Raw genomic sequence first — 21260 nt, 5'->3', positions numbered from 1 at the left:
TCGCATGCTTGAAGTCATTGATACGGGTATCGCCCGGTCCGCGGCACCGCTGAACGGCACTGTGCGTGCCGGCCACCAGATATTCACGGCGCACATTTCCAAGGACCCTTCCAGCGGCATGTTCGTCGACGGGGATATTGAGCAGCAGACACGCCAGGCATTGAGCAACCTGCGCCAGGCGATGCAAGCGGCAGGCGGCAGCCTAGCCAATGTCGTGCAGGTCCAGGTATTCCTTGTTGAACGAAGCGATGCTGCGGCGATGAACAAGGTGTATGCAGAGTTTTTTGATGAACCGTATCCCTGTCGGGCTACGGTTGTGGTCAAGGAGCTATTGTCGGCTGGTGCACGCATCGAACTCATTGCTCAAGCAGTTTGTGAACCACAACGGGTATCGCGATAATTGGCAATAACTTCGGACGATAGGGCGGCGAGGGGGTATTCCCCAAGTGCTGAATCAATTGCTGAGCCTTGGTCGCCTCAGCCTTCTGCATGGGGAGATTTTTAGTCGGGCTGACTTCGCGCAGATATCGCTGCAGGCACTTTCGAGCGTCAGTCGGTCAGACCCGCTGCGTTGGATATACACACCGCGCACCATTTCATCTTCGGTACGCCGTGACCAATCCTCGGCGTCGCGTTTGGTGCGGAAGGTTTGGCGTTCGTAGGCCATCCGGTTTTGCGGATGGCGGCCCTCCAGGTGCCGGCAGGGGTTTTAACGATTGTGGCGATCTGAAGGACTCCAAAGGTGTACTGGCGCACCAGCACTGTACCGATTTTGTACCTTTGGACCATAGGATTGTAATTGTGAAGAACCACCCAGAAACACGAAAGCCGCGCAATGCGCGGCTTTGGAGTTGGTGGGCCCACACGGACTCGAACCGTGGACCAAAGGATTATGAGTTGCTAGGCGACGTGCTATGCCTAGAGAATTCGTTCGTAGGTGAATGTAGGTCGGCATAGCTGTAGGCCCCGTAGTACGAGGTGTTGAGCGTAGTTTTGAGAAGGTTGCTTAAGCTGGGCATTGTACTGTAGATGTACTGATTTCGCTCCCCGAGTGCCCTGTAACTTAGCTCGCTAACGGGCTCTATGGTCTACAACGGCATAAACGCTTCATGGTTTGACCCATTTTGGCACTTCTGCTGAATTCGATCGAAAAGATAGTCCAATTTCGTTTGATCAAGTCTGAGCTTCTACACCGTGCCCAGGTACAAACCGGCTTGACGATTCCAGGCGTAGTCACCGCCCAGTTGCTGCAGTTGCGCAATGAGCTCTCGAGTACGCTGGCCGGTTTTTTCGGCGACTACGACCTGCTGCTGTGCCCTAGTGCGCCTGGGGAGGCGTAGCTGGCGGATCAGCTCGGCCCCGCGACGTTCGGCGGGCAGCCTGCGGGCCCTCGGGGCCATGCGGGGTACACGCCGATATTCAACATGTGCGGTGCCCGCCTTGTCATTGCCTTGCGGTGTCGGCCGCAGCGGGCTGCCCATAGGGATGCAGGTGGTGGCTGCGCGTTATGAGGATGCGCGCGTATTGCACGCAGCGGCAGCCATGAAGCGTTCGCTGGGGCTGTGCCTCGAGGCGCCCATGCTGCTGGGTTGAATCGCCTCACGCCTGCGTCAACAGGGCCTGCAAGCCAGCCGGCAGTCCTTGGTTCGGTTTCGCCGGGGGCCGCGCGAAGCTGCCTTCGCGTGCCAGGCCAGCTTGCAACCGGTGCAGCAACTGAGCCTGCGCCACTGCGCAGGACACCCCGTCCACCACCGGTACCGGCAACTGGCCCGCCAGGCCACGAGCCAGGCCGGCCAGCGGCGCACCGGCGAGAATCAGCACGTCGGCGCCGTCCTCCCGTATCGCCAGCTGGCTTAACTCCAGTAGCCGTTGGGCATGGTCCTGCTGCACGCTGCCAGCGTCGCGTAACGGGCGATCTAGATGCCGGATGCTGGCGAGACGACCGAGCAGGCCATTTTGCTCCACGCACTCGCGATACCAACTGGTGATTCGATGAGAAATGGCGATGATGGAAATGCGCTGGCCCAGTTGTGCAGCCGTCATCAGCGCGGCCTCGGTCAGGCCCACCACCGGCACATCCAGCACCTCCTTGAGCGCCAGCAAGCCCGGGTCGCCGAACGCGGCGACGATCACCGCATCATAGTTGCCCAGTTGTTCACCCGCAATAACGGCCGCCGCGTGCCCGCCAAGTAATGCTTCGAACCGCGTCTCGATGTAGGCGACGCCGTTCTGGGCAGTGGCCATCAAGATCTGCGTATCAGGCGCCACAGTGCGTCGAGCCTCGGCTTCGATGAGGTCGGTGACGCTTTGCGAGATATTCGGGTTGATGATCAGCAGTCTCATGGCGATTCCTGGCGGGCAGGTTGCTGTAAAGGATGAGGTTGCGGCCGGTTTCAGCCGAAGATGTGTTCCAGGTCCACTTCAGTGTCTTCTTCCAACGAGAGATCCAGGGTCGCTTCAATATGATCCAGGTGACCGAGCATCAAGCGCACCGCTTCGTCTACCTGCCCCTGTTCCATGGCCTGGATGACCTCGGTGTGTTCGTGATTAGGGCAGGCGGGTACGTTGGGCGAGTCATACAGCAGGATGATCAGGCAGGTCAGTAACGACAGCTCACGCATCAGCTTGATCAGTGGCGGGCTATCGACCATCTGCGCGATCAGCAGGTGGAATTCTCCGGAGAGGCGTATGACCGCGCGCGTGTCTGCGGCTTCCCGTGCGGCGCGTTCTTGGGCTACGTGCGCATGCAGCCGCTGGAACTGCTCACCGTCTGCCTTGGCAACAAGGCTGCGGATCAACGCCGGCTCGAGGATTCGCCGTGCTTGGAAAATAAGCCGCGCTTCCTCCACCGAAGGGCTGGCGATAAAGGCTCCGCGATTGGGGATGGTCGTGACAATGCCTTCATAGGCCAGGCGCGCCAACACTTCGCGAATACGCGTGCGGTTTACTTGGAAAACGCCCGCAAGCTTCTCTTCTACCAGCTTGGTACCCGGGATGAGTCGATGTTCCATCACTGCGTTGAGGATGCGTTCATAAATGCCGTCACGCTTGTCACTGGCGCCCAGTATCTGGTCCCTGGTGCGGACCTTGCGTGGGCGAGAAGTCGGGGTTTCTTCAGTCAGCACGTAGGCAGTCCTCGCTACTTACTACAGTTGTTGATCCTATTGTCACAAAGTGAATCTGAATTGTCCAAGGCTGCACCTTCGGTGGTCACTATTTGATGCGCTGCACTTTCATTGCGCAGTTGCGAAGCTGTGGGAGTGCATCCCTGGGCAGCCTGGCGATTCACCTGGCGTAAGGCGCCGAGCGTTAGCAGCTGGGGGTGAGCGCGGTTCATCGCCTTATGAACGCCGTGTCAATGCGCGGGGGCACTAAACATGGCACAACGGTTGCAAACAGTTTGTGACAAAGCCTTAGCCTTTAGTGACAATTGGAGAAGCCCGATGCCAGTGACTTGCTCGTCTGTAAACGTACTCAAACGCGCTGCTTCGGCACTGCTGTTGAGCCTCGGTATCATGACCATGGCCCATGCCGACGAGGCAAAGCCGGTGAAACTGGGCTACGCCAAATGCGCCCATTGCACGCCGTTGTCGCTGACCCCGCAGAACGCCACAGGCGTAAAGCTGGAAGCCATTGCTTTTAACACTGGCAATGATGTGCTCACCGCGCTGCTGTCAAAAAGCATCGACGTTGCCCAGGTGACTTACCTGCACTACGCCACTGCCTTGGATAAGGGGTTCGATGTGGTCGCGATCTCCGGCCAGATCAACGGGGGTTCGCAGATTCTGGTCGGTAACGATCTACCCGTTCAGGCAGGTGACTGGGAAGGCCTGAAAAAACTCATCGGCCAATACAAAGCCGAGGGCAAGCCGTTCAGGGTGGCCGCCTCCCGTGGCAATGCTCAGGACATCCATATGCGTGGGGCTTTCCTCAAGCATGGCATCGATATCAACAAGGATGTGCAGTTCATCAACATCCCCAACCCCTCCGACCATGTGCAGGCACTGCGACGTGGAGAAGTGGAGTTGATCACGTCGGTAGAGCCCTTCGCCACCCAGATCCGTGAAGTCAAAGCCGCCAAATTCTTCGATTTTCCCTATGACCAGGCGGCTGGCAAGTTGACCAACCTCATAGTCACCCGCTCGGACGTCATCGAAGACAATCGCAAGGGTGTGGAAGAAACGGTACGTGCCATCGTCAAGGTTAACGACCTGATGGCCAGCGACAAACCCTTGTTCATCGACACGATCCAGAAAGTCACCGGGCTGGATAAGGCAATCGCCACCGGCGCCGTCGAGAACCTGTACCCCGATTACGACATGCACCGCGCTTCGGCGGTGGCTATCGCGCAAATGATGCGTGACCTCAAGTACACCAGCACCGATGTCAGCGATGCGGTGGAAAAAAACATGGACTACAGCTTCCTGGAAACCGTTACAGGTAAGTCGAAGACCGAGCTGGGGTATTGAGATGAAGAGCACTGCCATGAAAGTTCACGAGGCCGGGCGCAAGCAGGGCCCGTCCATGATGTGGCGGCTCTACAAGAGTATCGAACGCGGCATCGTCCCGGTGCTGCTGATCGTAGGTTGGGAGGTATTCTCCCGCTCAGGGATCTTGCCCCGGGCATTGCTGCCCGCGCCGTCCCAAGTATTGATCGCATGGGCCGATTGGGTCTTTGCCACCGACGGCAATACCCAGAGCTACAGCGGGCACTGGTTGTTCGATGTGGCAGCGAGTTCGTTTAGGGTGTTCTCCGGGTTTGCCTTGGCAGCGGTGCTGGGGATTGGCGCAGGCATGGCCATCGGCTGGTCGCGTACGGTGGAAAACCTCTTCGAGCCCGTGCTGCAAATACTGCGCCCGGTGCCCCCGGTGTCGTGGATCCCACTGGCGATCATCTGGTTTGGCATCGCCGATAAGCCAGCCATCTTCCTGGTATTCATGGGCTCGTTTTTCCCGGTGCTGCTCAGCACCATCCACGGCGTCAAAAACTGTGATCGAAACCTGCTGCGCGCTGGCGCCATGACCGGCGGCACACCGAGCAAGCTGCTGCGCTACATCGTTTTCCCGGCCGCGCTGCCGAGCATCTTTTCCGGCCTGCGAATCGCCATTGGTTCAGCCTGGATGCTCACGGTGACCGCAGAAATGGTCGCGGTCAAAAGTGGCGTGGGTTACGTGCTGTGGGATTCTTATTACTTTCTGCGCTACGACATCGTCATCGCCTCCATGGTGAGCATCGGTCTGTTGGGTTTTCTCAGCGACTACGTGATCAAGCGCGTGGGCGCTTATCTTCTGCGCTGGCAGCGCGGTTCCACTTTGCAGAAGGAGGGTTGAACCATGGCGCTGATTACCATCGACCGTGTTTCCCGGATATTTGATGACCCCAAGCGGCCTAACGGCATCCGTGCCCTGGACAATGTCAGCCTGACCGTCGCGCGCAATGAATTTCTTTGCCTGCTGGGCCCCAGTGGCTGCGGCAAGTCAACCTTGCTGAATATGATTGCCGGTTTCGATCATCCCACCGAGGGCGCGGTGACGGTTGGCGGTCAACCAGTGACCGCGCCCGGCGCTGACCGGGGGGTGGTGTTCCAGCAGGCCAATTTGATGCCCTGGCTACCGGTGTGGGAGAACGTTGCGTTCCACCTGAAAATGCGCGGAGTGGGCAAGGATATCCGCCGCGAAAAGGCGCATAAGTTCATCGAAATGGTCGGCCTCAAAGGTTTCGAAAATCACTTTCCCAGCGAGCTTTCAGGTGGCATGAACCAACGGGTGGGTATCGCTCGGGCGCTGCTGATGAACCCCGAAGTGATCCTGATGGATGAACCCTTCGGCGCGCTGGACGAGCAGACCAAGATGGACATGCACGCCGAGTTGATTCGTATCTGGCGCGAAAGCCAGAGCACCATCGTCTTCGTCACCCACGGCATCGACGAGTCTCTCGCCCTGGGCACCCACGTGGCGGTGATGTCGGCGAGGCCGGGCCGCATCCGCGAGCTGCTGCCGATTGATCTGGAGCGCCCGCGCGATCCTACCAGCAAGGTCTTCAACGACTACAAACGGCACATCCTGTCGCTGCTGCGCCCGGAGCCGGTAGGGGAAGCGATCTGATATGAAAACCCTGATCACCGGCTGTAGTGGCTTTGTCGGGCTGGCGCTGGCCGAGCTTCTGTTGGCAAAGGGCGAGGATGTAGTGGGCTTCGACATCAGCCCCATCCCCCCTGCGGCTTTGGCGATATTCGCCGCGTTGCCAGGCCGCTTCAGCGAGGAGCAGGGGGACGTACGCAACGCCACGGCGCTGCGCCGAGTGATGAGCGAGTCGAGGCCGCAGCGAGTGGTCACCCTGGCGGCCATTACGGCGGATGCGCGCCGTGAGCGCCTGACGCCCCAGGCGATCTTTGACGTAAACGTAGGCGGCGTTCTGGCGGCCATCGGCACGGCAGCCGATTGTGGCGTGTCCCGGCTGCTGCATATCAGCTCCGGTTCGGTCTATGGGGCCACCGGGCGTGAGCCGGCCATGCTCGATGAGGCCAACTCGCCACTGGCGCCTGAAGGGCTGTACGGCATGTCCAAGCGCGCGGCCGAAGAAGCGGCGCTGCGGTTGGCGAGTCTGTGCGGCCTGGCGCTGGCGATCGGCAGGCTGGGCACCTGCTTCGGCCCATGGGAAGCCGACAGTGGTTTGCGCGACACGCTCAGCGCGCCGTTGCAGTTGCTTGAAGCGGCCCGTCGAGGCGGTACCGCTGTGCTGCCCGGCGATAGCCAGCGCGATTGGCTTTACGTGCGCGACGCCGCGCAGGCTATCGCCTGCCTGTTGGAACATGAGCACTGGAACTTCCCGATCTACAACCTGGCGGCCGGTTTCGAGTGGCGACTGGGCCAGTGGTGCGAGCGGCTTGAAGCGCGCCACCCCGGTTTCCGCTGGCGGCTGGCAGCGCCTGGCGAAGCCGCCAGCATCGACATGTACGCCGATTACGACCGCGCCAGCATGAATATCCAGCGCCTGCGCGACGACACGGGCTTCGTGCCGCGCTTCGACCTGGCCGCGGCCGACCACGATTTTCACCACTGGCTCGCGTGCACTGCGGGCATCGAACAAAAGGTGCAGCAATGAATCCAGCGTTTGCAGCGTCAGGACTGAAGATGGCCGGCAAGGTATGTATCGTCACTGGCGCCGCCTCTGGCATCGGGCGCGCCATCGCCCGTCAATTGGCGGCTCAGGGTGCCGTCGTGGTGGTCGCCGATGTCACCAGCGAGGTGATCGAAGGCGGCCAGCCTACCGCCGAGCTGATTACCCAGGCAGGTCAGCAGGCTTATTTCGTGCAGACAGATGTGGCCGACACGGCCCAGGTCGACGACTTGATCGAGACCACCGCCGCGCGCTTCGGACGCTTGGATGTATTGGTCAACAACGCCTGCATCCGCCACGCGCGGCCGTTGCTCGAACTGGAGGAGGTCGACTGGCACCGGGTACTCGATGTCAACCTGAGCGGGGTGTATCGCTGCTGTCGCGCGGCGGTCCGGCAAATGGTCCGGCAAGCGCCCCTGGACGAAGCGCGTGGGCGCATCATCAACCTGTCGTCCCAGCACGGCATGATCGCGGCGCCGCAAGACCTCGCCTATGGTGTAAGCAAGGCGGCCATTGATTATCTGACCCGGCAGTTGGCCTGCGATTACGCCGAGCAGCAGATCATCTGTAACGCTGTCGCCCCGGGCAAGGTGCAGACCGGGGCTGGCGGCCGCGCCCTCGACCCGGTGGTGATGGAGCGTGCGATACGGCGCACCCCCTGGCCTCGGCTCGGGCTCCCCGACGATATAGCCAAAGCCGTAGTGTTTCTGGCCAGCCCCGACGCCAGCTTTATCACCGGCACCACCTTGATGGTCGACGGTGGGTGGATGGCCGCATGAACCAGCGCGCTTTTGACCTGCTGATCACCGGTGCCCTGGCCTTGGACCCAATCGACGGCGTAGCGCGCCCGGCCAGGCTGGGTATCGTCGGACAGTGCATCGCTTACCTAGGCGCGGACACCGGCGCAGCGCCGCCTGCGACCCGTCATTTGCATCTGCCGGGCCGAGTGATCGTGCCGGGCTTCATCAATACGCACTACCACGCCGGGCTGAACTTCGTGCGGGGCGTGGCGCCCGACTGCGGTTTCGCGCCGTCTTATACGCCCGGGTTGCCCCAGGCTTCCTGGCTGGACCCGCAAGAAGCCTTGGCGCTGTCGCGGCTCGGCGCTCTGGAGGCCTTGCGAGCCGGTTGCACGACGTTGGTAGACAGCTTTGTGCATGCCGAAGATACCGTGGCGGGTATGGCCGAAACCGGTGTGCGGCTGTTCGCCAGCCAGCGCCTGGCCGATGTCGATTTCGCCTCGGTGCTGCAAGGTGATCGGCGCTTTGATCGTCAGCGCGGAGAACGCCAGCTCGAACGCGCCGAAACCTTTGTGCAGCGCTGGGCGGGGCAGGCCGAAGGGCGTATCCAAGCGCACCTGACCGCGCACGCGCCGGACACCTGTTCGGTGGATTTCCTGCGCCAGATCAACGCGTTGGCGCATCGGCTGGGTTTGCAAATCAGCACCCATCTCGCCCAGAGCCAGGATGAACTGGACTGGGTGCAAGCGAAGTATGGCCGTACTCCGGTGCAGTTGCTCGACGAGCAGGGCATGCTCAATGCGCGTCTGCTGGCCGGCCACTGTATCCATGTCAGCGACGACGACATCGCGCGCATCGGCCGTTCGGGTGCTCACGTGGTGCATATTCCGTTGGGCAATGCGATGTCCGGGCGCACCGCGCCCACCCGCAAGCTGCTCGAAGCTGGCGCTGCGATGTGCCTGGCGACCGACACCATGCACGGCGACATGATCGAAGTCATGCGCTGGGCTCTGGCGGTCGGTCGGCTCCAGGCGGGTAAGGTCGCCGATGACTGGCAGCCCGCCGATGTGCTGCGCATGGCCACGGCAAACGGCGCCGCCGCGCTGGGCTGGGGCGACCGGCTGGGCAGCCTGAAGGTCGGACAACTGGCCGACCTGGCGATTCTGGACTATCGCCAGTTGCACCTCACCCCGTGCATCGACGCCCTCGGCAGCCTGGTGCACAACGCTACCGGCGCCGATGTCGAAACGGTCATCGTCAACGGCCAGATAGTGATCGAGCAGGGCCGCTCGACGCGGGTGGACGAGGCGCAGGTGCGCGCCGAAGCCGCCAGCGTGTGCCGCGCCCTCTGGCAACGCTGCCCCAATCCCTTGCGCGCCTATCCCTCTTCGAGTTTTGACAGTGGAGTACCTGCATGACCCGTCGTATTCGCCTAGGCGTATTGACGCCTTCTTCCAACACCGCGCTAGAACCGCTGACCCAGGCGCTGGTTGCCGGCCTGCCGGAAGTCAGCGTGCATTTTTCGCGCTTCAGCGTCACCCAGATTGCCCTCAGCGCCGATGCGCTAGGGCAGTTTCAGCGCGAGCGGATTCTTGAGGCGGCGCGCTTGCTGGCCGATGCCCATGTGGATGTGATCGGCTGGAGCGGAACGTCGGCCGGGTGGCTGGGCTTTGACGCCGATATCGATTTATGTGCGGCCATCAACGACGCGACCGGCGTGCCGGCCACCACCTCGGTCTTGGCCCTGAACCGCGCCTTGCAGGCCTTCGGTATCCAGCGCCTGGGGCTGGTGTCGCCGTACCTGGCGGATGTGCAGGCGAAGATCATCGCCAATTACGCAGCGCTGGGAATTGACGCGTCCTGCGAGAGCCACCTCTCATTACAGGACAATTTCTCGTTCGCCGAGGTGAGCGAGGCCACCCTGGACCTCCAGGTGAGTAAAGTGGCGGCGGCCGGAGTCCAGGCCATCAGCACCTTTTGCACCAACCTGCACGCCGCGCACCGCGCCGAGCACTGGGAGCGCCTGCATGGCGTGCCAGTGTTTGACACCGTGACCACGGTGGTCTGGGATATGTTGAAAATCACCGGCGTAGACGCGCGCGGCCTAGCCGGCTGGGGTCGGTTACTGGTTGAAGAGGCCTGATATGCAAACTTTCGATACGGTCATCCGCAACGCCCGCGTGGTCACCGCTGCGGACATGTTCACCAGCGACATCGGCATTCGTGACGGGCGCATCGCCGCCCTTGGCCTGGACCTGCCGCGAGGCCACCAGGAAATCGATGCGGCCGGCCGCCATGTCACCCCAGGCGGTATCGACAGCCACGTACACCTAGACCAGCCGACGGGCGACGGCTCGGTGATGGCGGATGACTTTTTCAGTGGCACTGTCTCGGCAGCCTGTGGGGGCACCACCACGGTCATCCCGTTTGCCTGCCAGCAGAAAGGTGAAGGCCTGCGCGCTGCGGTCGACGATTACCATCAGCGGGCAGGTAACAAGCCGGTGATCGACTATGCCTTCCACCTGATCGTCACCGACCCCACGCCACAGGTGCTGCGTGACGAGTTGCCGGCGTTGATCGCCGAAGGCTACACCTCGTTCAAGATCTACATGACCTACGATGCGCTCAAGCTGGGTGATCGGGAGATCCTCGAAACCTTGTCGGTTGCCCGTCGCGAGGGTGCCATGGTGATGCTCCACGCCGAGAACAGTGACTGCATCGCCTGGCTTACCGAGCGTCTGCTCGCCGCCGGGCTGAGCGCGCCGCGTTACCACGCCAGCTCAAGGCCAATGCTGGTAGAGCGTGAAGCGACCCACCGAGCCATCGCCTTTGCCGAGCTGGTGGACGTGCCCATCCTGATCGTGCATGTGTCAGGCCGGGAGGCCGTCGAGCAGATCCGCTGGGCCCAGAGCCACGGCTTGAAGGTCTATGCCGAAACGTGTCCCCAGTACCTGTTTTTGACCGCCGACTCGCTGGGCTGTGATGACAGTTTTGAGGGTGCCAAATGCATCTGCAGCCCGCCGCCGCGTGACGCCGCCAATCAGCAAGTGATCTGGGATGGGCTGGAAAACGGTTCGTTTGAGATTTTTTCCTCGGATCACGCCCCGTTTCGCTTCGATGGCCCGGACGGCAAAAAGGCCCACGGCGAAGAGGTTTCGTTTGATCAGATTGCCAACGGCATTCCCGGGGTCGAAACCCGCATGGCCTTGCTCTGGTCCGAAGGCGTGCGCACCGGGCGCATTACCCCGCAAAGCTTTGTGGCGCTGACATCCACCAATGCCGCCAAGATGTACGGACTGTACCCACGCAAAGGCAGCATCGCGATTGGTGCCGACGCCGACCTGGTGATTTGGGACGAAGGGCATGCCGTGCCCATCAGCAACGAGATGCTGCACCACAACGTCGACTACACGCCTTACGCAGGCATGCAACTGAGCGCCTGGCCCGCGATGACCTTGTCCCGTGGCGAGGTAGTCTGGGATGGAGAGCCGCGCGGCGCGGTTGGCCGAGGTCAATTCCTGCCGTGCGAGCGTCCGGCACCCGCGCAGATTCGTCGGCGCAAGACCGAGCTGCCGCTGTGAGCGCCGTACAACAAGTGGCATCCAGCTTGATCCGCAGCTGGCGTGAGGGGCGTCAGCAAGCCTTGCCAGACCTGAACCTGGCCAGCGAAGCCGAGGCGTATCAGGTGCAGCGTCAGGTAGCCGACGCCATTGGCTGGTTTGACAGCGCGCCGCCGCGCGCCTGGAAGCTGGGGGGCGCGCCGGGCGGGTTAATCAGCGCTGCGGCGGTGCCGGCCGGCGCAGTGCAACTATCGGGGTGGCAGGTCCCGCCGGGTTATTGCTTTGGCTTCGGCATCGAAGGCGAGGTAATCGTGCGCTTGTCCCGCGACTTGGATGGGCACGCCGATCTGGTCGAGGCGTATGCGGCCATCGATTCGTGGATGCCGGGTATCGAGCTTTGCGATACACGCTGGCTGTCGGGTGATCAGGCCGCGCCGCTGCTGCGCCTGGCCGACCAGCAGCTCAATCGCGCATTGATTCTCGGCGCGCCACGGACGTTTGAGCAGCGACTTGACTGGACGCAGCAACGCGTCGAGTTAAGGGTGAACGGCGAAACGAAATTCAGCGGCAGCGCCAGCCATCCGTTTGGCGACCCGTTGAACTCCCTGCCATGGCTCGCCCGACATGCAGCCGGGCAGGGCAATCCATTACGTGCCGGAGATCTGGTGGCAACCGGCAGTTGGACCGGGCTTTACTGGGCACCAGCGGGCGCGCGGGTTGAGATAGAGTTTTTCGGAATGGGGCGGGGGGTGCTGGTGCTGAAGTGATATATCAGCGGTGAAACGTGGACTGCAGGATGGCTTGTTGCTCGTGGGTTGGCCGCGGTTGGTCAGTGAGCCCAGGCGGGTATCGCGATAGTTCGCAATCACCTCAGACGACAGGGCGGCCAGAGAGTACCTACCCAGGTGCTTGGTCAATTGCTGAGCTTTGGTCGCCCCGGCCCTATGCGTGGTGGGCTTTTTGGTCGGGCGGACTTCACGTATATACCGCCGCAGGGCATTTTCGAGTGTCAGCCGTTCAGATCCGCTGCGCTGGATATACACACCTCTGACCATTTCGTCTTCGGTACGTCGCGACCAGTCCTCCGCATCACGCTTGGTAAGAAAGGTTTTGGCTACTGTTGGCCATCCGGTTTTCGGATCAAAGCCTTCCAAGTGCCGCAAGGAGTTTTGACTAGTGTTGCCATCTGAGCGGACTCCAAAGGTGTACTGGCGCACCAGCACTGCACCGATTTTGTACCTTTGGACCATAGGACTGTAATTGTGAGGAACCACCCAGAAACACGAAAGCCGCGCAATGCGCGGCTTTGGAGTTGGTGGGCCCACACGGACTCGAACCGTGGACCAAAGGATTATGAGTCCTCTGCTCTAACCAACTGAGCTATAGGCCCTGACTGGCCGCGGATTATAACGACGGTTGGCTTGCTACGCCATCTTAAAAAGGCGTAACAGGAGGTTGCACGAAGCGGTTTCGAACGCTTTCGCGGCGATAGCTGGGGCTGTGCAGGATGGGGCAGGAGGCACTGAGATTATCCGCATGCGCGCTGAGGTGCCGGCGGAAGCTTTAGGGGAGGCGAAACGAACACCCCTCCCCGGGCGGGGAGGGGCTGGCCTGGGTTACTCGTCGAGGAACGAGCGCAGGTGTTCGCTGCGGGTGGGGTGGCGCAGCTTGCGCAGTGCCTTGGCTTCGATCTGGCGGATACGCTCACGGGTCACGTCGAACTGCTTGCCCACTTCCTCGAGGGTGTGGTCGGTGTTCATGTCGATCCCGAAACGCATGCGCAGCACCTTGGCTTCGCGTGCGGTGAGGCCCGAAAGCACTTCGCGGGTCGCTTCCTTGAGGCTTTCGACGGTGGCCACGTCGATCGGAGACTGCATGGTGGAGTCTTCGATGAAGTCACCCAAGTGGGAGTCTTCGTCGTCGCCGATCGGGGTTTCCATGGAGATCGGCTCCTTGGCGATCTTCAGCACCTTGCGGATCTTGTCCTCTGGCATCTCCATGCGCTCACCCAGCTCTTCCGGCGTCGGCTCGCGGCCCATTTCCTGAAGCATCTGCCGGGAAATGCGGTTGAGCTTGTTGATCGTTTCGATCATGTGCACCGGAATGCGGATGGTGCGTGCCTGGTCGGCGATCGAGCGAGTGATCGCTTGGCGAATCCACCAGGTTGCGTAGGTCGAGAACTTGTAGCCGCGCCGGTATTCGAACTTGTCCACCGCCTTCATCAGGCCGATGTTGCCTTCCTGGATCAAGTCGAGGAACTGCAAGCCACGGTTGGTGTACTTTTTGGCGATGGAAATCACCAGGCGAAGGTTGGCCTCGACCATTTCCTTCTTGGCACGGCGGGCCTTGGCCTCACCGATGGACATGCGCCGGTTGATGTCCTTGATCTCGGCGATCGACAGGCCGGTTTCCTGCTGCAGGGCCGCAAGTTTTTCCTGGCAGCGGCGGATGTCGGCTTGCAGCCGAGCGATGGCTTCGGCGTATTTGGCCTTGCCATTGGCCAGGGCCTCGGCCCAGCCGGTGTCGACTTCGTTGCCAGGGAACGAGCGCAGGAAGTCAGCACGGGGCATGCGGGCATCCCGCACACACAGTTGCATGATCGCGCGTTCCTGGGCACGCACTCGGTCCAGGGAACCGCGCACTTGCTCGACCAGCGCTTCGTACTGCTTGGGCACCAGCTTGATCGGCATGAACAGCTCGGCCAGGCCCAGCAGCTCGGCCATACCTTCCTTGCTGTTGCGGCCATGCTTCTTGATGACCTTGCGGGTCACCTCGAGTTGCTCGGCCACGGCGCCGAAGCGTTGGCGGGCTATTTCCGGGTCGGGGCCGTTGTCGGTTTCTTCTTCGTCGTCACTGGCTTCCTCGGCCTCGTCTTCGTCGTCTTTTTCGGCGGCTGGGGCCGCTTTAGGGTCGACGGGAGGTGGCGGGTCGGCCGGCTCGGCGATGACGTCGTCGGGGTCAATGTAGCCGCTGAGCACGTCGGACAGGCGGCCACCTTCGGTGGTCACGCGGTCGTATTCGCCGAGGATGTGATCGACCGTGCCAGGGAAGTGCGCGATCGCGCCCATCACTTCCCGGATGCCTTCCTCGATGCGTTTGGCGATTTCGATTTCGCCTTCGCGAGTCAGCAGTTCCACGGTGCCCATTTCGCGCATGTACATGCGCACTGGGTCCGTGGTGCGGCCAATGTCGGTTTCCACCGCGGCGAGGGCCGCGGCGGCTTCCTCGGCGGCGGCTTCGTCGGTATCGGCCTCGGCGAGTAGTAGGGCATCCGCATCCGGGGCACTCTCGAATACGTTGATCCCCATGTCGTTGATCATGCGGATGATGTCTTCCACCTGCTCCGGATCTGAAATATCCTCAGGCAGGTGGTCGTTGACCTCCGCGTAAGTCAGGTAGCCCTGCTCACGACCGCGGGTGATCAACTCTTTGATACGAGATTGCTGTTGCGCTTTTCCGGACATAACACCCTATCCACTTAGGTCTTGGCGGGCAAAAAACAAGCCGAGGATTATACCTGAGCTGTGACCTCACACGCCAGTTGAGGTCGGGGTTTGTGCGTTCGCCTTGCTGTTCAAGAGGTCGCGCAGATGGGTTTTTTCCTCTGCACTGAGTTGCTGGCCCTGCCGGGCCTTGTTGAGCAGCAGCTCGAGGGCGCGCTCACGTTGGCGCGCCGACAAACTGGTTATGGTGTCGAAAAATTGTTGTTCAAGGTTGTCGGCATCGATCAACCACTCCTTTTCTGCCAATGCGGTCAGCAGGCGGCCCTGGTCGGTGCCGTGCCAACGTGCGATAAGTTGTAATGAGCGTAGCCGAGGATTCTTCTGCAGGGCCTCGAGCAGCGCCACCAGCAACTGCGAATAAACTTGGTTTTCGTCCGCAAAATGGCTGGCATCTTCTACCTTTGTGGCCAATTGTGGGTGGTGCAGCAAGCTGCGCAGCGCGCTGAGTACCGGGGGTTCGACGCTCGCCGGCGGCCGCGGGGCACGTGGCTCGAACTCGCGCCGGCGGTTACCGCGCTGCCAAGGCTTACTGCCATCCCGGCCCCATTGTTTTTTCCCGCCCTGCTCGTCGCGCGGCCAGCTTCCATGGCGTTGCGAAGGGCCGGCCGGGTCGGCGTAGGCCGGGCTGTAATCGCCGGGCCCGTGGAAGTCGATGTGACCGTCGTAATCCGGCCCGGGCCCCGGCGCTGTCGGCCCCGCGTTTTGCGACAAGCGGTCCATGGCGCCGGGCGAAAGGCCGGTGATTTCCGCCAGGCGGCCTAGCATCAGTGCCTTGAGGTTCGCACCGGGAACGCGCTCGATCAGCGGGCGCGCCAGCGTGGCCATGTGCGCCTTGCCTTCCAAGGAGCGCGGGTCGGCCTCGGCCGTGAGCTGCTGGAAGAAATAATCGGCCAGCGGCTGCGCATGTTGATGGATGCGTGCGCGGAAGGCATCCAGGCCCTCGGCCCGCACCAGCGAATCCGGGTCTTCGCCTTCAGGCAGGAACAAAAAACGTGCCTTGCGCCCATCCTGCAGGCTCGGCAGCGTGGCTTCCAGCGCCCGCCAGGCGGCGTTGCGGCCAGCCTGGTCGCCGTCGAAGCAGAACAGCACGCTAGGCACTAGGCGAAAAAGGCGCTTGAGGTGCTCCTCGCTGGTGGCGGTGCCCAGGGTGGCAACGGCGTTGCGCAGCCCCTGCTGGGCCAGGGCGATGACATCCATGTAGCCTTCGACCACGATGATTTCATCGAGGTTGCGGTTGTGTTTGCGTGCCTCGTAGAGGCCGTATAGTTCCTGGCCCTTGTGAAACACCGGGGTTTCCGGCGAATTCAGGTACTTGGGCTTGTCGTCGCCCAGCACCCGCCCGCCAAAGGCGATCACGCGCCCGCGGCTGTCGCGGATGGGGAAGATCACCCGGTCGCGGAACCGATCGTAGCGCTTGCCGGTTTCGGCGTTCTCGATCAACAGCCCGGCATCGATCATGACTTTTTGCTGTAGGTTGTCGGCGCCGAAGTGCTTGAGCAGGTTGTCCCAGCCAGGCGGTGCAAGGCCGAGGGCAAAATCGCGGGCAACCTCGCCAGACAGCCCACGGCCCTTGAGGTACTCCACCGCCGCGCGGCGTTGCGGGTGGCTTTTGAGCGCCTGGCGATAGAAGTCGGCGGCGTTGGCCAGCAAGGGGTACAGCGGTGAATCGACGGGCTGGCGGGGCTTGCTGCCGCGCAGGCTTTCTTCGCGCGGCACTTCCATGCCCGCCGCCTTGGCCAATTCTTCGACGGCCTGGGGAAACTCCAGGTTGTCGTGGTCCATCACGAAGCCTAAGGCGTTGCCCCCAGCGCCGCAGCCAAAACAGTAATAGAACTGTTTGTCGGGGCTGACCGTGAACGAAGGGGTTTTTTCCTTATGGAACGGGCAGCAGGCCGCGTAGTTTTTGCCGGTTTTCTTCAGTTGCACCCGCGCGCTGACCACGTCGACGATGTCGGTGCGGTTGAGCAGGTCATCAATGAAGCTTTGGGGAATCAGCCCGGCCATGGGGGTTCCTTCAGGCAGCGAGGCGTGGAGCTGTCGGGTGCAGTATTATCGGGCGAGGCGAATAAAGCTGAAGAAAAAGGTTCGGCGGCTGGCGATAGGTCTAGTGTCGTATTTTTTCGGCACAATTGCCAACGGCCCGGCTTTTGAGGGCCGGGCCAAGCAAAGGCTTGCGACGTGCGGCTGTAATCAGTACAGGCGAACGGCGCGGCGCTGTTCGCGCTGGACTTTCTTAGCGTGACGCTTCACCGCGGCAGCGGCTTTGCGCTTGCGCTCAGAGGTGGGCTTTTCGTAAAACTCGCGGCTACGCACTTCGGCCAGTACACCGGCCTTTTCGCAGGAGCGCTTGAAACGACGCAGAGCTACGTCGAAGGGTTCGTTCTCTTTAACTTTGACGGCTGGCATCCAGAGCTACCTTCATTCATTCCGGGGCAACGTACCCCATGGCGGACTCGCTCTGGATACGTCGGTTTTTAAGGGTTGCGAATAGTACCCTTAGAACCAGGGCTTTGCAAAGCCTCTGATCGAAAACCACTGGTCGGCGCGGTGGGCGGCGACTATCATGCGCGCCTTCGACACCAAGCGCGCCAAGGCCACACACCCCATGCTAGTACTGGGTTTGGAAACATCCTGCGATGAAACCGGTGTCGCGCTATACGACAGTGAGCGCGGCCTGTTGGCAGATGCATTATTCAGCCAGATCGACCTGCACCGTGTCTACGGCGGTGTGGTGCCGGAACTCGCTTCGCGTGATCACGCCAAGCGCATGCTGCCGCTGATCCGCCAAGTCTTGGGCGACGCCGGCCGTGTGGCCGGCGATATCGACGCGGTAGCTTACACGGCCGGCCCTGGGCTGGTGGGTGCGCTGTTGGTAGGGGCTTGCTGTGCACAGGCGCTGGCGTTTGCCTGGGGTATTCCGGCGTTGGGTGTGCACCACATGGAGGGCCACCTGTTGGCGCCGATGCTCGAAGCGCAACCGCCGCGGTTTCCGTTCGTCGCCCTATTGGTATCGGGTGGCCATACCCAATTGGTGCGGGTCGACGGCATTGGCCAATACCAATTGCTCGGCGAAAGCCTGGACGACGCAGCCGGTGAAGCCTTCGATAAAACCGCCAAGCTGATGGGCCTGCCGTACCCGGGGGGGCCGGAAATCGCCCATTTGGCCGAACAGGGTGAGGCCGGGCGCTTTGTGTTTCCACGGCCGATGACCGACCGCCCTGGCCTGGACTTCAGCTTCAGTGGCCTCAAAACCTTTACCCTCAATACCTGGCAGGCCTGCCAGGCGGCTGGCGATAACGGTGAGCAGACGCGCTGTGACATCGCGTTGGCGTTCCAGCAGGCGGTGGTCGACACCTTGGCCATCAAATGCCGGCGCGCGCTCAAGCAAACCGGCTTGAAACACTTGGTGATCGCCGGCGGCGTCAGCGCCAACCAAGCCCTGCGCACCGCGCTGGAAGGGGTGACCGCGGCGTTGGAGGGCAGCGTGTTCTATGCCCGCCCGCGGTTTTGCACCGATAACGGCGCGATGATCGCCTATGCCGGTTGCCAGCGCCTTATGGCGGGGCAGCGCGAAGGGCTGGGGATTCACGTGCAGGCGCGTTGGCCCATGGAACAGCTGCCGCCGGTATGAATAGCCGCCCTGGCGGGTAGACGCGGCGGGTTCGGCCTGGGGCCTTGGATACGCCTGGGGCCGGGTTTAGAAGTGCCGTTCGCGCCCGGCGAACAGGTCCCGCAGGTTGGCCCGGTGCCGCCACACGATCAGCGCGGTGAGCACGGTCATTGGCACCAGCGCCTGGGGCGCTTGCCACGCCAGTAAGGGCAGGGTCAGAGGGATGGCCAGCAGCGCGGCCAGCGAGCTGGTGCGGCGCAGGTAGAACGCCAATAGCCAGATGGCCACGGCCAGGAGCAATGCCGGCGGGTATAGGCCCAATAGCATGCCGGCGGCGGTGGCCACGCCTTTGCCACCGCGAAAGCGAAAATACACCGGGAACATGTGCCCGAGTACCGCGCACAGGCCAATCCAGGCCTGCGCTTGCAGCGGCAAGCCGCATAACCTGGCAAACAGCACCGGCAGTAAACCTTTGGCCAAGTCGCCGAACAATGTGAGAATGGCCAGGCGCTTGCCGGCCAGGCGCAGCATGTTAGTGGCGCCGGCATTGCCGGAGCCGGCGTCGCGGGGGTCGGGCATCCCAGCCAGGCGGCTCAACAGTATGGCAAAGGACAGCGAGCCGAGCAGGTAGGCGATCAGTGCCAGTAGCCAAAACATGCGTACTATTCCGGGCAGGGTACGCCCCGATTCTAACGGCGCCTGGCGCCTGTGTCGTGCAGTGGAGTTAAGTGTTTGGACAAAGTGTTCATCGAAAGGCTGGAAGTCGACACCGTGATCGGTGCCTACGACTGGGAGCGGGAGATCCGCCAATGCTTGTGCCTGGACCTCGTTTTTGCCTGGGATAACCGCGCGCCGGCGGCCGCCGACGACTTGGCCAAGGCCCTCGATTACGCCAAGGTGGCCGAGCGAGTCCAAGCGTTCGCCGGGCAGGCTCGGTTCCAACTGGTCGAAACCTTCGCCGAGCGGTTGGCCGAGGTGCTGATGCAAGAGTTTGGCATTACCTGGCTGCGGGTTAAGCTCACCAAGCCCGGCGCAGTGGCCGCTGCCCGGGGTGTGGGCGTGGAGATCGAGCGCGGATGCCGCTGACACGGGTTTACCTGGGGGTCGGCAGTAACATCGACCGCCATCGCCATGTATGCGCAGGGCTCGATGCGTTGGCGCAGTTTCTTCAAACCATGGCCTGTTCGCCGGTGTTCGAAAGCCAGCCGGTGGGCATTCGTAGCGGGCCTTTCTACAACTTGGTGGTCACCGGCCTGACCGACCTGCCGCTGATGACGCTCGATCGCAAACTCAAGTTCATCGAGGCCGATAATGGCCGTTATGCACCCAGCCGGGTAGGTTTGCCGCTCGATATCGACGTGCTGATGTTTGGCGAGCAGGTCGGCAACTTCGATGGGTTGGTGCTGCCGCGCGCGGAAATCCTCAAGAATGCCTTCGTGCTCTGGCCGTTGAGCCTGCTGGCACCCACCCAAGTGCATCCGGGCGTTGGCGAAACGTTCGCGCAGTTATGGCAACAGGCGCATATCGATCAACAACTGGCGCCGGTGCCCTTTAACTGGCAAGGGCGCCAGTTGACGCCAGCCGGCCTCCAAGCCGTTTAGCGCGTAGCGCCGACGGCCTGCAACCGCGCCTGCTGCAATGCATCGCCCAGGGCCTGGCCCTTGAACCCCTGGGCGATCAACGGCTGGGCATCCACCGCCTGCATGGCCCGCGCCGCCTGGCGCAGGCGTTCGGCCCCAGGGAACGGGCCATGCTGCAGCAGCGTCGCGGCGGCTAAGAAGGCTTCCAGGCGCTGTGGCCTGCGCAGCACATCGAAATGCTGAAGCAGCTCGACCAACTCGCCGGGGGCGAGGCTGGCGGCGCGTTGCGCGGTGCCAAGGTAGCGTTCCAGCAGCTGGGCCAACGCTTGGCATTCGCGCGGCACCTTGAGGCGTTCGCACACAGGCTGCACGGGGTTTCCCAGCCCATGCAGCAGGCACGCCCAGCGCACCGGCAACGGCTGTCGTTCGGCGGCCGCACGGGCCAGCACCTGCGCACGCTCAGGCCCCCAATGCGGCGCCAGTTCCGGTATCAGCTGCGCCAGCGCGCCACAGGCCTGCAACACGTCGATGAACACCTGCGGGCTGGTCTCCATGAGCGCGCGGGAGATTTCTTTCCAGCAGCGCTCGGCGGTCAACGCTTGTAACTCCCCGGACGCGCTGAGTTGGCGCATCAGTTCCAGGGTGGGCGCGGCGACGGTAAAGCCCAGCGAGGCATACCGTGCGGCGAAGCGGGCCACCCGCAGCACTCGCAGCGGGTCTTCGGCAAAGGCTGGCGCTACATGGCGCAGCACGCGCTGTTGCAGGTCACGTTGGCCGTTGTAGGGGTCGATGAGTTGGCCATGTTCGTCTTCGGCCATGGCATTGATGGTAAGGTCGCGCCGTGCCAGGTCTTCTTCCAGCGTTACGCTAGGGCTGGCATGGAAGGTGAAACCTGCGTAGCCGCGGCCGTTCTTGCGTTCGGTTCGGGCCAAGGCATATTCATCACCACTGCGGGGGTGGAGGAACACCGGGAAGTCAGCGCCCACTGGGCGATAGCCCAGCGCTTGCATCTGTTCGGCGCTCGCGCCCACCACTACCCAGTCGATATCGGTGACAGGCAGGCCGAGCAGGCGATCACGCACCGCCCCGCCGACTTTGTAGATTTGCATGGGGATACCTCCGTAGGGGCGACAGGATACCCCTACGG

At 62.2% G+C, this 21260-nt stretch carries 21 protein-coding genes, 2 tRNA genes and 2 pseudogenes; 14 read left to right on the top strand and 11 right to left on the bottom strand.

Annotated features, from left to right (window positions below; all coding sequences use genetic code 11):
* The first annotated feature begins 4 nt into the window (after positions 1-4).
* Positions 5-400 (top strand): RidA family protein, encoded by a 396-nt coding sequence (locus HAQ05_RS00285; protein WP_190416582.1) that lies wholly within the window; start codon positions 5-7, stop codon positions 398-400.
* Here the strand turns inward: HAQ05_RS00285 and HAQ05_RS28520 are convergent.
* Both HAQ05_RS28520 and HAQ05_RS00280 read right to left on the bottom strand, forming a co-directional pair.
* Positions 376-726 (bottom strand): annotated as a pseudogene (locus tag HAQ05_RS28520) (site-specific integrase); the annotation flags it as partial. The gene HAQ05_RS00285 and the pseudogene HAQ05_RS28520 sit on opposite strands and share 25 nt — an antisense overlap.
* Before the next feature lie 126 nt (positions 727-852).
* Positions 853-967 (bottom strand) — tRNA-OTHER (locus tag HAQ05_RS00280).
* A 247-nt stretch (positions 968-1214) separates the two neighbouring features.
* Between HAQ05_RS00280 and HAQ05_RS29035 the strand changes: the two genes are divergently transcribed.
* A complete protein-coding gene (locus HAQ05_RS29035; RefSeq protein WP_274601954.1) occupies positions 1215-1340 on the top strand; it encodes a hypothetical protein in 126 nt (41 codons plus the stop codon).
* A 259-nt stretch (positions 1341-1599) separates the two neighbouring features.
* Here the strand turns inward: HAQ05_RS29035 and HAQ05_RS00270 are convergent, their stop codons facing one another.
* Positions 1600-2343 (bottom strand): aspartate/glutamate racemase family protein, encoded by a 744-nt coding sequence (locus HAQ05_RS00270; RefSeq protein WP_190416580.1) that lies wholly within the window; start codon positions 2341-2343, stop codon positions 1600-1602.
* Between the two features lie 50 nt (positions 2344-2393).
* Complete coding sequence (locus HAQ05_RS00265; RefSeq protein WP_190416579.1) at positions 2394-3125, bottom strand: FCD domain-containing protein; 732 nt, start codon at positions 3123-3125, stop codon at positions 2394-2396.
* A 318-nt stretch (positions 3126-3443) separates the two neighbouring features.
* Here HAQ05_RS00265 and HAQ05_RS00260 point away from each other — a divergent pair, with 318 nt between their 5' ends.
* From HAQ05_RS00260 to HAQ05_RS00220, 9 genes are read left to right on the top strand one after another with little or no spacing between them, the layout of a single operon-like run.
* Positions 3444-4469, top strand: coding sequence for an ABC transporter substrate-binding protein (locus tag HAQ05_RS00260; RefSeq protein ID WP_190416578.1), 1026 nt, complete (start codon positions 3444-3446; stop codon positions 4467-4469).
* Positions 4470-4485: 16 nt separating this feature from the next.
* Entirely contained in the window at positions 4486-5331 is an 846-nt protein-coding gene (locus HAQ05_RS00255; RefSeq protein WP_202988023.1) for an ABC transporter permease, read from the top strand.
* A gap of 3 nt (positions 5332-5334) precedes the next feature.
* The gene (locus HAQ05_RS00250; RefSeq protein ID WP_190416577.1) at positions 5335-6105 is read left to right on the top strand and encodes an ABC transporter ATP-binding protein; all 771 of its coding nucleotides are present in this window, start codon (positions 5335-5337) and stop codon (positions 6103-6105) included.
* A 1-nt stretch (position 6106) separates the two neighbouring features.
* Complete coding sequence (locus tag HAQ05_RS00245) at positions 6107-7105, top strand: NAD-dependent epimerase/dehydratase family protein (protein ID WP_190416576.1); 999 nt, start codon at positions 6107-6109, stop codon at positions 7103-7105.
* Positions 7102-7899 carry an SDR family NAD(P)-dependent oxidoreductase gene (locus HAQ05_RS00240; protein WP_202988022.1) on the top strand — a complete coding sequence of 266 codons (798 nt, stop codon included), beginning with the start codon at positions 7102-7104 and terminating at the stop codon, positions 7897-7899. The genes HAQ05_RS00245 and HAQ05_RS00240 overlap by 4 nt, the downstream gene beginning before the upstream one ends.
* Positions 7896-9278 (top strand): amidohydrolase family protein, encoded by a 1383-nt coding sequence (locus HAQ05_RS00235; protein WP_190416575.1) that lies wholly within the window; start codon positions 7896-7898, stop codon positions 9276-9278. The genes HAQ05_RS00240 and HAQ05_RS00235 overlap by 4 nt, the downstream gene beginning before the upstream one ends.
* Positions 9275-10003, top strand: coding sequence for a maleate cis-trans isomerase family protein (locus HAQ05_RS00230; protein ID WP_190416574.1), 729 nt, complete (start codon positions 9275-9277; stop codon positions 10001-10003). Before HAQ05_RS00235 ends, HAQ05_RS00230 begins: the two co-directional genes overlap by 4 nt.
* A 1-nt stretch (position 10004) precedes the next feature.
* Positions 10005-11441, top strand: a complete 1437-nt coding sequence (gene hydA, locus HAQ05_RS00225) for a dihydropyrimidinase (RefSeq protein WP_190416573.1) — start codon at positions 10005-10007, stop codon at positions 11439-11441.
* Positions 11438-12187, top strand: coding sequence for a fumarylacetoacetate hydrolase family protein (locus tag HAQ05_RS00220; protein ID WP_190416572.1), 750 nt, complete (start codon positions 11438-11440; stop codon positions 12185-12187). The genes hydA and HAQ05_RS00220 overlap by 4 nt, the downstream gene beginning before the upstream one ends.
* A 36-nt stretch (positions 12188-12223) precedes the next feature.
* On the opposite strand, the pseudogene HAQ05_RS00215 reads toward HAQ05_RS00220, so the two are convergent.
* The 5 genes and pseudogenes from HAQ05_RS00215 to rpsU form a co-directional block, all read right to left on the bottom strand.
* A pseudogene (locus HAQ05_RS00215) lies at positions 12224-12606 on the bottom strand (site-specific integrase); the annotation flags it as partial.
* 127 nt (positions 12607-12733) lie between these two features.
* Positions 12734-12810: transfer RNA gene (locus HAQ05_RS00210), tRNA-Ile, on the bottom strand.
* Between the two features lie 226 nt (positions 12811-13036).
* A complete protein-coding gene (gene rpoD, locus HAQ05_RS00205; protein ID WP_190416571.1) occupies positions 13037-14884 on the bottom strand; it encodes an RNA polymerase sigma factor RpoD in 1848 nt (615 codons plus the stop codon).
* Positions 14885-14950: 66 nt separating this feature from the next.
* Positions 14951-16927, bottom strand: a complete 1977-nt coding sequence (gene dnaG / locus HAQ05_RS00200) for a DNA primase (protein ID WP_190416570.1) — start codon at positions 16925-16927, stop codon at positions 14951-14953.
* Between the two features lie 186 nt (positions 16928-17113).
* Entirely contained in the window at positions 17114-17329 is a 216-nt protein-coding gene (rpsU, locus tag HAQ05_RS00195; RefSeq protein WP_002551877.1) for a 30S ribosomal protein S21, read from the bottom strand.
* A 199-nt stretch (positions 17330-17528) separates the two neighbouring features.
* On the opposite strand from rpsU, the gene tsaD reads away from it, so the two are divergent.
* The gene (gene tsaD / locus HAQ05_RS00190; protein ID WP_190416766.1) at positions 17529-18554 is read left to right on the top strand and encodes a tRNA (adenosine(37)-N6)-threonylcarbamoyltransferase complex transferase subunit TsaD; all 1026 of its coding nucleotides are present in this window, start codon (positions 17529-17531) and stop codon (positions 18552-18554) included.
* A 66-nt stretch (positions 18555-18620) separates the two neighbouring features.
* Here tsaD and plsY read toward each other — a convergent pair whose 3' ends face one another.
* The gene (plsY, locus tag HAQ05_RS00185; RefSeq protein ID WP_190416569.1) at positions 18621-19190 is read right to left on the bottom strand and encodes a glycerol-3-phosphate 1-O-acyltransferase PlsY; all 570 of its coding nucleotides are present in this window, start codon (positions 19188-19190) and stop codon (positions 18621-18623) included.
* 75 nt (positions 19191-19265) lie between these two features.
* Here plsY and folB point away from each other — a divergent pair, with 75 nt between their 5' ends.
* A complete protein-coding gene (folB, locus tag HAQ05_RS00180; protein ID WP_190416568.1) occupies positions 19266-19619 on the top strand; it encodes a dihydroneopterin aldolase in 354 nt (117 codons plus the stop codon).
* Complete coding sequence (folK, locus tag HAQ05_RS00175) at positions 19610-20134, top strand: 2-amino-4-hydroxy-6-hydroxymethyldihydropteridine diphosphokinase (RefSeq protein ID WP_190416567.1); 525 nt, start codon at positions 19610-19612, stop codon at positions 20132-20134. The genes folB and folK overlap by 10 nt, the downstream gene beginning before the upstream one ends.
* Here folK and HAQ05_RS00170 read toward each other — a convergent pair.
* Complete coding sequence (locus tag HAQ05_RS00170; protein ID WP_190416566.1) at positions 20131-21222, bottom strand: multifunctional CCA addition/repair protein; 1092 nt, start codon at positions 21220-21222, stop codon at positions 20131-20133. The two genes, folK and HAQ05_RS00170, sit on opposite strands and share 4 nt — an antisense overlap.
* Positions 21223-21260: the final 38 nt, after the last annotated feature.

Source organism: Pseudomonas typographi, assembly GCF_014694385.1.
Taxonomy (GTDB): domain Bacteria; phylum Pseudomonadota; class Gammaproteobacteria; order Pseudomonadales; family Pseudomonadaceae; genus Aquipseudomonas; species Aquipseudomonas typographi.
This window is presented reverse-complemented; position numbering and strand designations above follow the sequence as displayed.